This window comes from uncultured Tateyamaria sp., from assembly GCF_947504105.1.
GTDB lineage: Bacteria > Pseudomonadota > Alphaproteobacteria > Rhodobacterales > Rhodobacteraceae > Tateyamaria.
This window is the reverse complement of the sequence record NZ_CANNGP010000001.1, coordinates 13539-27282: the sequence shown is the minus strand read 5'-3', so window position 1 is coordinate 27282 and position 13744 is coordinate 13539. Positions and strand designations below refer to the sequence as shown.

The following is a 13744-nucleotide window of genomic DNA, read 5'->3' as shown; positions in this document are numbered from 1 at the left end:
GCACAAGTTCACGGAAGAAGTAAGTCAACGGCTCGGGCACTACAATGGTTTCCGCCCTTTATTCAGGCATTTGGCCCCATTGCGCCCAATTCCGTTGCAATGGCGGCTGCCAGCCGCGCATTGTTGCGCACCAAAGCGATGTTTGCCGTCAACGAACGCCCTTCGGTCAGTTCAAAGATGCGTTGCAACAGATACGGCGTCACCCCTTTGCCGGTGATGCCGTGTGCATCTGCGTCCCGTGCAGCCTGTGCGATGATGGGGGCAAGTGTTGCCCGGTCGATCTCGTCTGTTTCGGGGATCGGATTTGCGACCAGTTGTCCCCCCGGGATACCCATTGCGGCACGTTGCGCGTGGGCCGCGGCAATCGATGCGGCGCTGTCCATGCGAAGTGGGGCGGCAATGCCCGCACTGCGTGACCAGAAGGCGGGCATGTCATCCTGCCCATAGGCAATGACCGGCACACCTTGAGTTTCTAGGACCTCGAGCGTCTTCGGAATGTCGAGGATGGCCTTGGCCCCGGCCGCAACCACAGTCACGGGGGTTTGCGCCAGCTCCAGCAGGTCGGCAGAGATATCAAAGCTATTTTCAGCGCCTTTGTGCACACCACCGATCCCGCCGGTGGCAAAAACGGAGATGCCTGCGATCCGGGCAGCGATCATTGTGGCGGCGACCGTTGTCGCACCCGTGCCACCGTTGGCAATGCAAGTCGCCATGTCCGCGCGGCTCAGCTTGGCCACGTTCTTGGCCTGTGCCAGCGTTTCAAGCTGTGTGTCTGTCAGGCCCACATGCAAAGTGCCGTCGATCACGGCCATCGTCGCGGGTACAGCTCCGGCCGCGCGGATGTCAGCCTCGACTTGGCGCGCGACCTCGAGGTTCTGCGGATAGGGCATGCCGTGCGTGATGATCGTGCTTTCCAGCGCAACAACCGGCGCGCCAGCGGCCAATGCGTCTGCGACTTCGGGCGAGGGGGTGAACAGCGTCATGTGGGCGTCTTTCCTGAAACATAAATCGCGGCGGCTTCCAACGCGGCGTGCAGCGCTTCCGGGCGATCTGCCCCCCGGACTTCCGCCGCAATGTTGGCTGCCATGAATGTGTCGCCGGCGCCGGTGATCCGGGTGACCAGCACTTGCGGGGGTGTTTCGCTGACCAACCCGTCAGCTGATCCTTCGGTGGCCGTGTTGCCGCCATCTGTCACAAGAACACGGGCCGCGCCGCGGTCCAGCAACCCCTCGGCCGCGTCCATGGATGTTTCGAAACCGCGTTGGCAGAGTAGGCCCGCTTCTTCGAGGTTCACGTAGAGCGTCCCGCGGCTGTGCGTCAAAAACGGACCCAGCCGTTCGGCCTTGCCGGGAGAGGCCGGGGCGACGCGCAGGTCTGCATTTGCAAGAACCGGGCTGGTCGCAATTTCGTTCAGCAGGTCCAGTGTCAGGTTGCCATCAAGGGCTGCAAGGCCGGTGTAGGGCGCGCGATCTGTTGCGATGGTGCCATCGGTCAGCGGGCGCAAGATCTTGGCTCCGGCGCTTTCCAGCGAATGCGCGTCTGCGATGGCTGCGATCAGGCCATTGGCACCTTCGACGGCCATGTACTGGTCGGTTGGCAAGTCTTCGGAGCGATAGACGGTGTCCGTGATCATGCCGCGCGCGGTGCAGGCCGCGATCAACTCGTCCCCTTCAGCATCGCGGCCAATGGCCGTCAGCAAGGCTGGTGTCAGGCCGAAACGGGCCAATGTCATGGCGATGTTCATGGCAACACCGCCGGGTAGGCGGGTGATCCTGCCCGGCACGTCTGATCCTTGGCGCATCGCCAGCGGCGCGCGGCCGATCACGTCCCAGAGGACGGAACCGATGCAGAGAATGTCATGTGATCGCGTCATGCCCGCCTTGTGCCGTCCACTGCGGGAAGAGGCAAGGGGATGTGGTCACCGGGTCGGGACGGCGAATGTCAAAGCGGCCCAGAACGTGTCCCATACGACGTCGCCGCCATCTGTTATCGGCGCGATCGAAACGGCATCAAAGAGGTATGTATGGCCGGGTTCCACCGGAACAGATGCAATGCCCGCATCGTCCGTGCGATGCAGGGTGACGGCAACACTTCCATCAGGATCACGATCAAACACCTCGACCTGTACGTCTGGGCGCACAGCACCGTCGAGATTGACTTGAACCCGCATGGTGCCATCGAACGCTGGCGCGTAGGGGTTGGTCAACGCTATGAATTCGGTTTTCAGACCCAGTGCCCGATCCGCGCCTTGACCATCTCCAACAGCGATCAGGGACTTAGCGTGGCGGGTGTAGCGTTCTTTGAAAGGTGGCTCAGGGAAGCCATTGCTGGCGTGCCGGGCTTCGATGTTCGCGAAATCCTTGTGATCGGCGAATTTCTGAAACTTTGCCCAGTCTTTATACGTTAATGAAGACGATGTCGTTTCATGCACAACCACGACCAGACCGTCGACAGGTGCGGACACATCAAGGGCCGGATTGTCACCCATTCGCGCTTCGACCGGGCGTATGGTGTCACCGACCACCACGTCGAACCGTTCGATGCGACGTTCGAAATAGGCGAGATTCACGCCTTCGAAGTTCTCACCATTTTTAAGTCGTGCCACGATTTTACCCGATGGCTCCACTTGATACGTCTCTGGTTCGATCCAGAATTCATGAGCGGTTGCGCTTGTCGTCAGGATGGCGCACCAAAGAGCAAATAGAAGACGGACGATATACATGCAGGCTGCCTTTGTTCGAGTGCCTTTGAAGCTGCGGCTTTGGGCGGTGTTGTCAACTCTTTGCTGGGCGATTTGGTCCAATGTGGCTGTGGCTCACGAAGTTGTGCCGACGATTGCAGACCTGACCGTTGTGGATGGTGCGGTGCGGCTTGAGGTGCGCGTGAATGTCGAGGCGCAGTTGTCGGGCATCGATCTGGATGTTGTGGCAGATACGGACAATGCCGAGAATGCGGGCGATTATGACGCCTTGCGCGCATTGAGTGGCGCAGAGGTCGAGGCGCGTGTTTCTACGCTTGTGACGACATGGAACAGTTTGCCGTTGCTGATCGCCAATGGTGAGCCCGTTGCACTCAGCCTTGAAAATGTGACCGTGCCCGAGGTGCCAAATGAAGAGCTTGCGCGCATTTCCGACGTGGCGCTGACCGGATCTGTCCCCGCGGGGACAAACGTTTTGCAGGTGGCCTGGCCTGACGGTGCGGGGGATCTGATCCTGCGCCAGCAAGGGGTAGAGGCGCCCTATACCGGGCTGATTGGTGGTGGCGAGAACAGTGGCCCGATTGCGGTTGCCGGTGGGGATGAGGCGTCTGGCTGGCAGACTTTTGGTGCCTACGTCCCGGTTGGCTTTGACCATATCCTGCCTAAGGGGTTGGATCACATCCTGTTCGTTCTTGGTCTTTTCTTCCTGTCGACCCGTTTGGGTCCACTTCTGTGGCAGGTCACGGCCTTTACGTTGGCGCACACGGTCACGCTGGCGCTTGGCGCGCTGGGGCTGGTGAACCTGCCCGGCAGTATCGTTGAGCCCTTGATTGCGGCCTCGATCGTCTATGTCGCGGTCGAGAACATCTTTGCCCGTGGTCTCAACCGGTGGCGACCGATGATCGTGTTTGGCTTTGGTCTGTTGCACGGCCTTGGCTTTGCGTCCGTGCTGGGGGAGTTCGGCCTGCCAGAGGGGCAATTCATCCCGGCCCTGATCGGGTTCAATGTCGGGGTTGAACTGGGCCAGCTGACCGTCATTGCGCTTGCGGCCTTTGCCTTGTGGCTGGGTGTGCGTGCCGCACGCGTGTCTGACCTTGAGGGGCAGGAAGAGACGATCACCGACTACAATGTCATGTTCCGGGCATGGTCCATGACCGGATCGCTGATCATCGCGGTTGTGGCGATCTATTGGGTGATTGAGCGGACGCTGCTTTAACCCAGTGGGTCCATCAGGCGGGCAAGGGCGGCGGCGGGATCCTCGTCGCCCCAAATCTCTTCGCCGACGCCGAAGAAATCGGTGATGGGGGCGAGCCGCTTGACGATGTCGAGGGTCAATCCACCCTCGGCCACGATTGGCACCTCGATCATCTCGGACCACCAGGCGAACAGGTCGTGCTCTGCCGTGGCTTCATCTCCGACCCCGGTGAGCGGGCCGAAGGCGACATAGTCGGCACCGGCTTCGCCTGCTGTCATGCCGTCATGGCGGGATGTGCCGCAGAAGCTGCCAACAATGGCATCCGGGCCAAGCGCCTTGCGCGCATCGCGGACCGATTTCGAGGCATCGGACAAGTGTACGCCATCCAGACCCAGACGTTCGGCGAGTTGTGTATGATCGTTTACCACGATGGCCACGTCATTGGCATGGGCCACTTCACGGCAGGCATCGGCGGCGCGGGAAATACGATCTTCGTCCCGGGTGGCCAGGGCCAGACGGATGCACGCCACGTCATGTGCATCGAGGACCGAGGCCAGTTGATCGGGGAACACCGACAATTCGAACACGGGCGGGGTCAGAAGGTAGATCTGCGGCTGCTCGGGGGCACTCATTGGCGTGGTCCTTTTGTTCTGTTTGTCGCTCTAGCCGAAACCATGGCACTTGGAAACTTTTTTGCCTCCGGCGGGGATTTTTTGGAAACAGGGAAGGGGATTGTCGGGCCGTCCGCGTCGGGGTAGACGGCGCGCCATGACACCGACATTTGTGCTGACACGCCCCCAGATGGGCGAGAACATCGGGGCTGCGGCCCGGGCGATGCTGAACTTTGGCGTGGACCGGATGCGCATCATTGATCCGCGCGATGGCTGGCCGAACCCGGCAGCGGTGGCCATGGCCAGCGGGGCAGGCCGTGTGCTGGATGCGGCCACGGTGCATCCGGACGTGGCGGGCAGCCTGTCGGATTGCAGCTTTGTCTATGCCACGACTGCGCGGATGCGCGACATGACCAAGCAGGTCTTCAGCCCCGAGGCGGCTATGCAGGATGCGGCGCGCCGGATTGCCGAGGGCCAGCATGTGGCCGTGATGTTCGGCCCGGAACGCGCGGGCCTTGAGAACGAGGATATCGCGCAGGCCAATGCCTTGATTTCGGTCCCCGTGAACCCGGAGTTTCCGTCTTTGAACCTGGCCCAATGCGTTTTGCTGGTGGGCTATGAGTGGATGCGTGCGAGTGCAGAGGTAGAACATCGCGTGGTCGAGATGGCAGGCACGGACTGGGCCGACGGCCATGAGATTGACCACTTGGCGCGTCATTTCGAGGAGCGGCTGGAGGACGCCGGTTTCTTTTTCCCCGAGCACAAGGCGCCAAGCATGAAGATGAACCTGCGCAATCTGTGGAGCCGGATGCCCCTGACACGTGCCGACGTACAGACCCTGCATGGCATGCTGCGTCAGATGGTCCGCTGGGCGTCGCGTCAGTGACGCTGGACCTTGGGTACGGGCAGGCCTAGGTTGCGCGTCAACACAGAAACCCGAGGCTGAAATGGCAAAGAACCGCAGCATTTTCGAAGAGGTTGGCACCACTGAAAAACAGGTGGTTGAAACCGGGGTCATCGATAAGGGCAGGGGCGGTGCGCGCGGTGCCATCCGGGTCTGGCTGATGATCCTTTTCGCCCTCGTGGTCGTGATGATCGCGGTGGGTGGTTTGACCCGTTTGACCGATAGCGGCCTGTCCATCACGGAATGGCGTCCCTTTACCGGGGCCATTCCGCCGCTGAACGAAGCGGATTGGCAGGCGGAGTTTGCCCTGTACCAGCAGATTGATGAGTTTCGTATCCAGAACCAGTGGATGACGCTTGCCGATTTCAAGGTCATCTACTGGTGGGAATGGGGGCACCGGCAGTTGGGTCGGGTCATTGGTCTGGTCTGGGCCATTGGGTTCTTCTGGTTCCTGATCCGCCGCCAGATACCCACGGGTTGGACGCCGCGATTGTTGGGGCTGGGTGTTCTGGGTGGCCTGCAAGGGGCCATTGGCTGGTGGATGGTTGCCAGCGGCGTGACGCAGGGCGAGGGCATGGTGGATGTGGCCAGCTACCGGCTTGCCACGCATCTGGGCCTTGCCTTTGTCATTCTGGGTTTCATTGCATGGTATACCTACCTGCTTGGCCGGTCCGAGCGGGATCTGATGCAGGCGCGCCGGTCGAAAGAGGCCAAGCTGTTTTCGATGTCGACGGGCCTGATGCACTTTGCCTTTCTGCAAATCCTGATTGGGGCGCTTGTGGCTGGGATTGATGCAGGGCGATCCTATACTGATTGGCCTTTGATGGGCGGGCAGGTGTTCCCGGCCAGTGCATTTGTGTTTGAACCCTTCTGGCGGAATTTCTTTGAAAGCCCTGGGCTGGTCCAGTTTATCCACCGCGTGACCGGCTATCTGCTGTTTGCCTTTGCCGTGGTGGTCTGGTTGCGCGGACGCAGATCGGCGCATGAGAACACGCGCTTTGCTTTCAATGCCGTCTTTGCAGCGATGAGCCTGCAGATCGTACTGGGCATCGCGACCGTGCTTTATGGCGCGCCATGGCAGGTGGCGATCCTGCACCAATTCCTGGCTGTGGTGCTTTGGGCGCTGATCCTGCGCGCCCGGTTCCTGTCGGCCTATCCCATTGCCACATCCATTCGAGGAACATCCTGATGAAAGCGTTTGACGACCTTTTGGCCTTTGACCACACGACACAGGCCTTGGGGCAGGTTGCGGGACGTCTGGGCTGGGACCAGGAGACGATGATGCCGCGCGGTGCCGCTGCCCAACGGGGCGAGGAAATGGCGGCGATGGAAAGCGTTCTGCATGCCCGCCGGACTGATCCGCAGGTGGGTGAATGGTTGGCCGCCATTGAAGGGGGCGTGCTGGATCAAGTGGGTGCGGCCAAGCTGCGCGAGATCAAGCGCAGCTATGACCGGGCGTCGAAGGTGCCGGCCGATCTTGCAGCCCAGATCGCGCGGGTGACGTCGACGGCACAAGGCAAATGGGCCGAGGCGCGCGAAGCGGATGATTACAAGGCGTTCGCGCCTGTGCTGGAGGAGGTTGTCACCCTCAAACGCGAAGAAGGTGCGGCGCTGGCCAATGGCGGCGATCTGTATGATGCGATGCTTGAGGATTACGAGCCGGGCACCACGGGCGCGGATCTGGAAGCGATGTTTGGGGCGCTGCGGCCCGCCCTGACATCCCTGCGCGCGGCCATTCTGGAGCGCCCTGCGCCCGATGGAGTCACCGGGACATTTGACGACGTGGTGCAGCTTCGGCTGAGCACGCTGTTGGCCAAGACATTCGGCTATGACATGGGACATGGGCGGATCGACAAGGCGGTACACCCATTCTCATCCGGGTCGGGCACAGACGTGCGGATCACGACGCGCATCAACCCCGAAGACCCGTTTAATTGTTTCTACTCGACCATCCACGAGGTCGGGCACGCCTGCTATGAGCAGAACATCGACGATGCCTATCTGATGACCGCGCTTGGGCGCGGGGTGTCGATGGGAGTGCATGAGAGCCAAAGTCGCATCTACGAGAACCAGTTGGGCCGCAGCCGTGCCTTTACCGGTTGGCTCTACGGTCAGATGCGTGATGCATTTGGGGATTTCGGGATCGAGAGTGAGGACGCTTTCTTTGCCGCGGTGAACACGGTGTCCAAGGGCTACATCCGGACCAAAGCAGACGAGGTGCAGTACAACCTGCATGTGCTGTTGCGCTTTGATTTGGAACGGGCGCTGATGTCCGGGGATCTGAGCGTTAATGACTTGGAAGCCGCTTGGAATGATCGGTTCGAGGCTGATTTCGGATATGCCGTCGATAAGCCGTCAAACGGTGTGTTGCAGGATGTGCATTGGTCCGTCGGATTGTTCGGGTACTTCCCGACCTACTCCTTGGGCAATGTCTATGCCGGGTGTCTGCATGAGGCTTTGCGTGCCGCCGTGCCGGACCTTGATGCGCAGTTGGCACAAGGGGATACATCGGCGGCGACGACCTGGCTGCGCGACAATTTGCAAACCCATGGCAGCCTGTACGAGCCGCGCGAGGTGATCGAACGTGCCAGCGGACGCAGCCCCGGCCCCGAGCCTTTGGTTGCATATCTTCGGGACAAGTTCGCGGGCATCTACAGGCTGTAGAACTGTTCTGCGCCACAGCATCGCCCAAGTGTGGGCCCAGCGGAGTCGCAATCGGCCACGATACTACTCTTGATAGTATTGAGAGGTGGCAGTGATGCGCGCAATTCTGGCGTTGGTTTTGATGGTCTTTGGCTTTCCAGCAGCTGCAGAGCCATCGCTTGATCGGCAGCTTTTTGACAAGGTTCAGGACGGTGACTTCATCGCCGTTCAAGCATTGGTCGAAGACGCACAACAGCGCTTTGAACGGGATGATCTGAGCGCGGATGACATGCGCGATTTGTTTATCGTATTGTCGCGCAGCCACCCGAAAACAACCACCTTTGTGAAGGAGTGGTTGAACCGGGACACCGGCAATCATTACGCGCGGATTGCCCGAGCCTGGAGCCTTTGGAATGCTGCGGGCGCAATCGCGTCAAGCCGCAACGGTTGGAGCTATGATGTCGCGCGCAAGATGCGGGACCAAGGCGTGCTGCATGCCCGGTTTGCCTATGCGGCGGCACCCGATCTGATCCCGGCCTCTGATGCGGTGATTGTCATGTATGGCTATGACAAACAGGTTGGTGATCCTGTCGCCGCTGTGAATCGTGTCATGGACAGTCATCCGAATTGGGGCACCTTGCAACGTGCATATGAATTTGTTGGGCGCTACGGAATGGAGGCGATAGCCACCTTTTGCCAGGAGTATGCCACTCGAATCTCGGACGAGGCGCGGACCTTGTGCCTGATGTACGGGCAGACGGTTTATGGCGAGGTAAGAAACCAGGACATCGCTGAGTGGCCGGACTACAACCCCGACAATCCGGACATGGTGTCAGTCAGATTGCTGAACATGATGAACAACTTTGGCTATGACGCGGTGTCCGAAGCTCAATTGGACTGGATCGAAAGTGCGTTCGTGAGCATGGAACCAGATCTGTATGAACTGATGGATCTGGACCGGTGGGCGAGCACGTTTCAAAACCGTTTCGGCCTCTACCACAAGCGCCGCAACATGAAGAACAAAATGCGACGGGCTCATCTTGAGCGCAGTCTTGCGTTCCTTGAGATGGACCCGCTCAATCTTCGCCTTTTGGACATGGTTGAAGATGTTCAATTCGAACTGCCGTGGATCACCGTATTTAACTCAGATGGCAGCGCGACGACACGGCGCGTGAACAGCGACGAAAGCGAGGTGGACAAGGCAGAGCGGCTTGAGGCGCTGGCCAAACAGAAGCGCGACTTTTCAGTTCGCAGGCTTCATGCTGCACCGTACTCAAGCGACTTTTGGCACAGATATGCGAGCGCGCATATCCAAAGCGATTTCAGTCAGTACTACGCTTACGAAGACGCCGAAATAAACGCACTTGTCTATGAAAGTGACATTGTTCGAGGGCTCGATTTGTATCTTTTGTCAAAGACCCGGCAAGTACAGACCTACTATGACGCCCAAAAGGATGGTGCGACACCGCAGTGGGTCAAGGCCGCCGAAAGCGTAGACTTTGAACGAGATATCTTGTGCCCATTTGTACGCGCAGAGCGGCTGCGGGCGCACATTTGCGAGCACGACGTGGATGTGTACCCAAGTTGCGCCGAACACATTCCGTTAATGGAAGAGAGCTATGCCATCGTCGTGGACATGGCACGTGATACGCCGCACTGCGACGCGGTGCGCGAGGCCGAGATCGACACGCTGTGGTACACGCCGATCCCGTTACAAGATGTTCTGCCGTCGCTGAACTGAAGATCAGCCTTCGCTGCCTTCTTCCTCTTCGTCACCCTGATCAGCGATCCATGCGACGCTGACGACTTCTTCGCCCTTGCCGGTGTTGAAGACGCGTACGCCTCCAGCGTTGCGCGAGCGGAAGCTGATGCCATCCACGGGCACGCGGATTGACTGACCCTTGGATGTAGCGAGCATGATCTGGTCATCCAAGTCGACGGGGAACGATGCCACGATGTCGCCGCCGCGCATGGCCTTGTCCATCGCCGCAACACCGAGGCCACCGCGCCCGCGGACGGGGTAGTCATGGCTGCTGCTGAGCTTGCCCGAGCCTTGCGCCGTGATCGTCAGGATCAGGTTTTCGGCCGCAGACATTTCTGCATAGCGTTCCTGGCTGATGGTTGCGTTGGCGTTGGTTTCTTCCTCGTCGGAGGCTTCGCCATCGTCGGCAAGCCCGGCGACGGCGCGGCGCATCTTGAGGTAGGCCGACCGTTCATCGCTGGTTGCGTCGAAATGCCGGATGATCGACATTGATACGACGCGGTCCGACCCGCTTAGCTTGACACCACGCACTCCGACAGAAGAACGGCTATTAAACACGCGTACGTCGGTCGCCGGGAAGCGGATCGCGCGGCCCGAATTTGTAACAAGCATCACATCGTCATCATTCGACGCGATACGTGCGTTGATCAGGGTCGTATCAGCGTGCTCATCCTCAAACTTCATCGCGATCTTGCCGTTCCGCATCACATTGGTGAAGTCCGACAGCTTGTTCCGCCGGACGGTTCCAGCGGAAGTGGCGAACACGACCTGCAGGTCATCCCATTCCTTTTCATCCCGGTCGACGGGCATGATGGCGGCGATACTTACGCCTTGGGGGATGGGCAGGATGTTGACGATAGCCTTGCCCTTGGATGTGCGACCGCCTTGCGGCAGGCGCCATGTCTTGAGCTTGTACACCATGCCATCGGTCGTGAAGAAAAGAAGCTGCGTGTGAGTATTGGCGACGAAGAGGGTGGTAATCACATCCTCTTCCTTGGTTTGCATGCCGCTAACACCTTTGCCGCCACGCTTCTGACTGCGGAAGTCTGCCAATGGCGTGCGCTTGATGTAGCCGCCGGATGTGACGGTCACGACCATATCCTCGCGCTCGATCAGGTCTTCGTCTTCCATGTCGCCGGACCAGTCGACAATCGCGGTGCGGCGCGGCACGGCAAACTGGTCTTTGACCTCTGTCAGCTCATCCGAGATGATGCCGAGAATCCGTTCGCGTGATCCCAGAATTTCGAGATATTCCGAGATCTTAGCAGCCAATTCTTCAAGTTCATCCGTGACCTCTTTGACGCCGATCTGTGTCAGGCGTTGCAGGCGCAGATCAAGGATCGCACGGGCCTGCACCTCAGTCAGGTTATAGGTGCCATCGTCGTGCATTTTCGACAATGGATCATCGATCAGACGCAAGTAGTCCGCGATGTCGGCTGCGGGCCAGCGGCGGGTCATAAGCTTTTCGCGTGCCTCTGCGGCGTCGGCGGAGGACCGAATGGTTGCAACCACTTCGTCCACATTCGAGACGGCCACCGCCAAACCGCACAGGATGTGCGACCGGTCGCGCGCCTTACGCAGGTTAAAGGCTGTGCGGCGGATCACAACCTCTTCCCGGAAGTCGAGGAAGGAGGTCAGGAAGCGGCGCAATGTAAGCTGCTCTGGACGGCCCCCGTTCAGCGCAAGCATGTTGCATCCGAAGTATGTTTGCATTGGCGTGAAACGGAAGAGTTGGTTCAACACGACCTCGGCCGTGGCATCCCGCTTCAATTCGACCACCACCCGCACGCCGTTGCGGTCAGATTCGTCCTGAACGTGCGAAATCCCTTCGATCCGTTTGTCACGCGCTGCCTCAGCGATGCGTTCGATCATCGTGGCCTTGTTCACCTGATAGGGGATCTCGTCGATGACAATGGCGTAGCGGTCTTTACGGATTTCCTCGACGCGGGTCTTGGAACGCACAATGACGCTGCCACGCCCTTCCAGATAAGCTTTGCGCGCACCAGACCGACCCAACATGATACCACCCGTCGGGAAATCCGGGCCCGGCACGTATTCAATTAGGTCTTCGGACGACAGGTCCGGATCTTCAATCAATGCAAGGCAGGCATCGACCACTTCGCCCAGATTGTGGGGCGGGATGTTCGTGGCCATGCCGACGGCAATGCCGCCCGCGCCGTTGACCAGCATGTTGGGAAAACGTGCAGGCAGGACAGTGGGCTCACGGTCCTTGCCGTCGTAGTTGTCCTGGAAATCAACGGTGTCCTTGTCGATGTCGGCAAGGACAAAGGCCGCTGGCTTGTCCATTCGTACTTCGGTGTATCGCATGGCGGCAGGGTTGTCGCCGTCCATCGAACCGAAGTTGCCTTGCCCATCGAGGAGCGGCAGGGACATCGAGAAATCCTGTGCCATCCGCACCAGCGCATCATAGATCGCGCCATCACCATGCGGGTGATATTTACCCATCACATCGCCTACGGGACGTGCCGATTTGCGGTAAGATTTGTCGTGCGTATTGCCGGTCTCATGCATCGCATAAAGAATGCGGCGGTGGACCGGTTTCAACCCGTCGCGCAGGTCGGGAATCGCACGGGAGACGATGACCGACATGGCGTAGTCCAGATAGGATGTACGCATCTCGTCTTCGATGGAGACCGAAGGTCCATCGTAGGCGGGCCGCTCAGGCATCATTTCATCATCGTTTTCAGGTGGTTGGGGCGTGTCGTTCACGTTTTTCTGCTCGTTCTTGCGCGTCACTAGATGTTGCGGTGAACCCTAGCAGAAACCACAGATAAGGTGCAATGCCGAGAGGGCATTCGGTGTCGATTGCAAATGATACTGTTTCGTCAGGCTGAACAGGATGCGCCACCCAGAACGCAGAACTTGGCGCAATGCGGGTGGTTGAGGGAGACGTCCGCCTCGGCCTGCGCGAGCGTTTCGCCCATCTCGAATTGCGGGTCGTAGGGCAGGAGGGTGCAGGCCAGAACGACGGGGGTTGCGGCCCCTTTGCGTTTGACCACCATGCGGGAGGAAGAACACATCACCGCGTCGGGATGTTTGTTCAGGATGCCCCAGCAGGCGGTCGTGATTTCGGGCACTTCGACATTGGCGTCCATTTCGGGGAAGAGGACCGTCATGCCGGGGTCCTGGGCGTCGATGTCCCAGCCGTGTTTGGCAAAGAGCGCGGCATATCCCACGCGTGCCTCATTTTCGTCTTCTGCCATTTCGATCCGGCCCGCGACAGCCAGTCGGGCCGCGATAGACGACAGCCAATCCACGCCGCGCAGGGTTTTGGCGAAAGTGCCGACACCGCGTTCCGTGTCGTGAACAGAGGCTGCGTGGTGGTCGAGCGAGATGCGGAAGGTCAGCTTGTCACCATAGGTCTCGACCAAGGGTACGATGCCGGCCTGGACCTTTGGGCGCGTCATTGGGGCCATGGCGTTTGTCAGGATCAGAACATCGTATCCGCGATCCAGCGACCGTTCGACCATGTCGAGGAAGGCGGGGTTCATGAACGGTTCGCCACCGGTAAAGCCGATCTCGCGCACGTTCCAATTGCGGTCTTCAAGCTGGTCGAGATAGCCGGAGACCTCATCCGCCGTCATGTATTCCAGCGCATCGTTGGTGGGCGAGCTTTCGATATAGCAGTTGGCACAGGCGATGTTGCACAGCGTGCCGGTGTTGAACCAAAGGGTTTCGGGATGGGTCAGCGCAACCGTTGCCCGCGCTTCGCCCTTGGCCGTTACATGGGGGTCCTGGAACTTGCCCAGATTTGCCAAGTCTTTCATATCGCCTGTTTCCGTCTTTTTCTGTGCGGTCCGAGCGTAGAGTTATGTCGTGCGGGGGCAAGGTGAAAGCGGACTGTGTCCCATTGACGGCTTTGTGATAGAAATATGTGACCGTGTGATGCAGGTGCAGCATCGGGCGTTGA

Annotated in this window: 11 protein-coding genes; 5 read left to right on the top strand and 6 right to left on the bottom strand. The window is 59.5% G+C overall.

What is annotated here, in order from left to right; genetic code table 11:
• Positions 1 to 62 precede the first annotated feature (62 nt).
• Genes Q1A75_RS00115 through Q1A75_RS00105 form a run of 3 tightly spaced genes read right to left on the bottom strand, consistent with a single transcriptional unit; the run spans position 63 to position 2722 of the window.
• Positions 63 to 983: a pseudouridine-5'-phosphate glycosidase gene (locus tag Q1A75_RS00115; RefSeq protein WP_299554989.1), complete on the bottom strand. Its 921-nt coding sequence runs from the start codon at positions 981 to 983 to the stop codon at positions 63 to 65.
• Complete coding sequence (locus tag Q1A75_RS00110) at positions 980 to 1873, bottom strand: PfkB family carbohydrate kinase (protein WP_299554986.1); 894 nt, start codon at positions 1871 to 1873, stop codon at positions 980 to 982. Before Q1A75_RS00110 ends, Q1A75_RS00115 begins: the two co-directional genes overlap by 4 nt.
• Positions 1874 to 1918: 45 nt before the next feature.
• Positions 1919 to 2722, bottom strand: a complete 804-nt coding sequence (locus Q1A75_RS00105; RefSeq protein ID WP_299554983.1) for a DUF4198 domain-containing protein — start codon at positions 2720 to 2722, stop codon at positions 1919 to 1921.
• Here Q1A75_RS00105 and Q1A75_RS00100 point away from each other — a divergent pair.
• On the top strand, positions 2721 to 3914 hold the full coding sequence (locus tag Q1A75_RS00100) for a HupE/UreJ family protein (protein ID WP_299554980.1): 1194 nt from the start codon (positions 2721 to 2723) through the stop codon (positions 3912 to 3914). The genes Q1A75_RS00105 and Q1A75_RS00100 overlap by 2 nt on opposite strands.
• Here the strand turns inward: Q1A75_RS00100 and Q1A75_RS00095 are convergent.
• Positions 3911 to 4525 (bottom strand): thiamine phosphate synthase, encoded by a 615-nt coding sequence (locus Q1A75_RS00095; protein ID WP_299554977.1) that lies wholly within the window; start codon positions 4523 to 4525, stop codon positions 3911 to 3913. The two genes, Q1A75_RS00100 and Q1A75_RS00095, sit on opposite strands and share 4 nt — an antisense overlap.
• Positions 4526 to 4661: 136 nt before the next feature.
• Between Q1A75_RS00095 and Q1A75_RS00090 the strand changes: the two genes are divergently transcribed.
• From Q1A75_RS00090 to Q1A75_RS00075, 4 genes are all read left to right on the top strand, one after another.
• Positions 4662 to 5390, top strand: a complete 729-nt coding sequence (locus tag Q1A75_RS00090) for an RNA methyltransferase (protein WP_299554974.1) — start codon at positions 4662 to 4664, stop codon at positions 5388 to 5390.
• Positions 5391 to 5451: 61 nt separating this feature from the next.
• Entirely contained in the window at positions 5452 to 6597 is a 1146-nt protein-coding gene (gene ctaA, locus Q1A75_RS00085) for a heme A synthase (RefSeq protein ID WP_299554970.1), read from the top strand.
• A complete protein-coding gene (locus tag Q1A75_RS00080) occupies positions 6597 to 8072 on the top strand; it encodes a carboxypeptidase M32 (protein ID WP_299554967.1) in 1476 nt (491 codons plus the stop codon). The genes ctaA and Q1A75_RS00080 overlap by 1 nt, the downstream gene beginning before the upstream one ends.
• A gap of 94 nt (positions 8073 to 8166) precedes the next feature.
• Positions 8167 to 9792 carry a hypothetical protein gene (locus tag Q1A75_RS00075; RefSeq protein ID WP_299554964.1) on the top strand — a complete coding sequence of 542 codons (1626 nt, stop codon included), beginning with the start codon at positions 8167 to 8169 and terminating at the stop codon, positions 9790 to 9792.
• A 3-nt stretch (positions 9793 to 9795) separates the two neighbouring features.
• On the opposite strand, the gene gyrA is transcribed toward Q1A75_RS00075, so the two are convergent.
• Both gyrA and Q1A75_RS00065 read right to left on the bottom strand, forming a co-directional pair.
• Entirely contained in the window at positions 9796 to 12543 is a 2748-nt protein-coding gene (gene gyrA, locus Q1A75_RS00070) for a DNA gyrase subunit A (protein ID WP_299554961.1), read from the bottom strand.
• A 116-nt stretch (positions 12544 to 12659) separates the two neighbouring features.
• Complete coding sequence (locus Q1A75_RS00065) at positions 12660 to 13601, bottom strand: radical SAM protein (RefSeq protein WP_299554958.1); 942 nt, start codon at positions 13599 to 13601, stop codon at positions 12660 to 12662.
• Positions 13602 to 13744 lie beyond the last annotated feature (143 nt).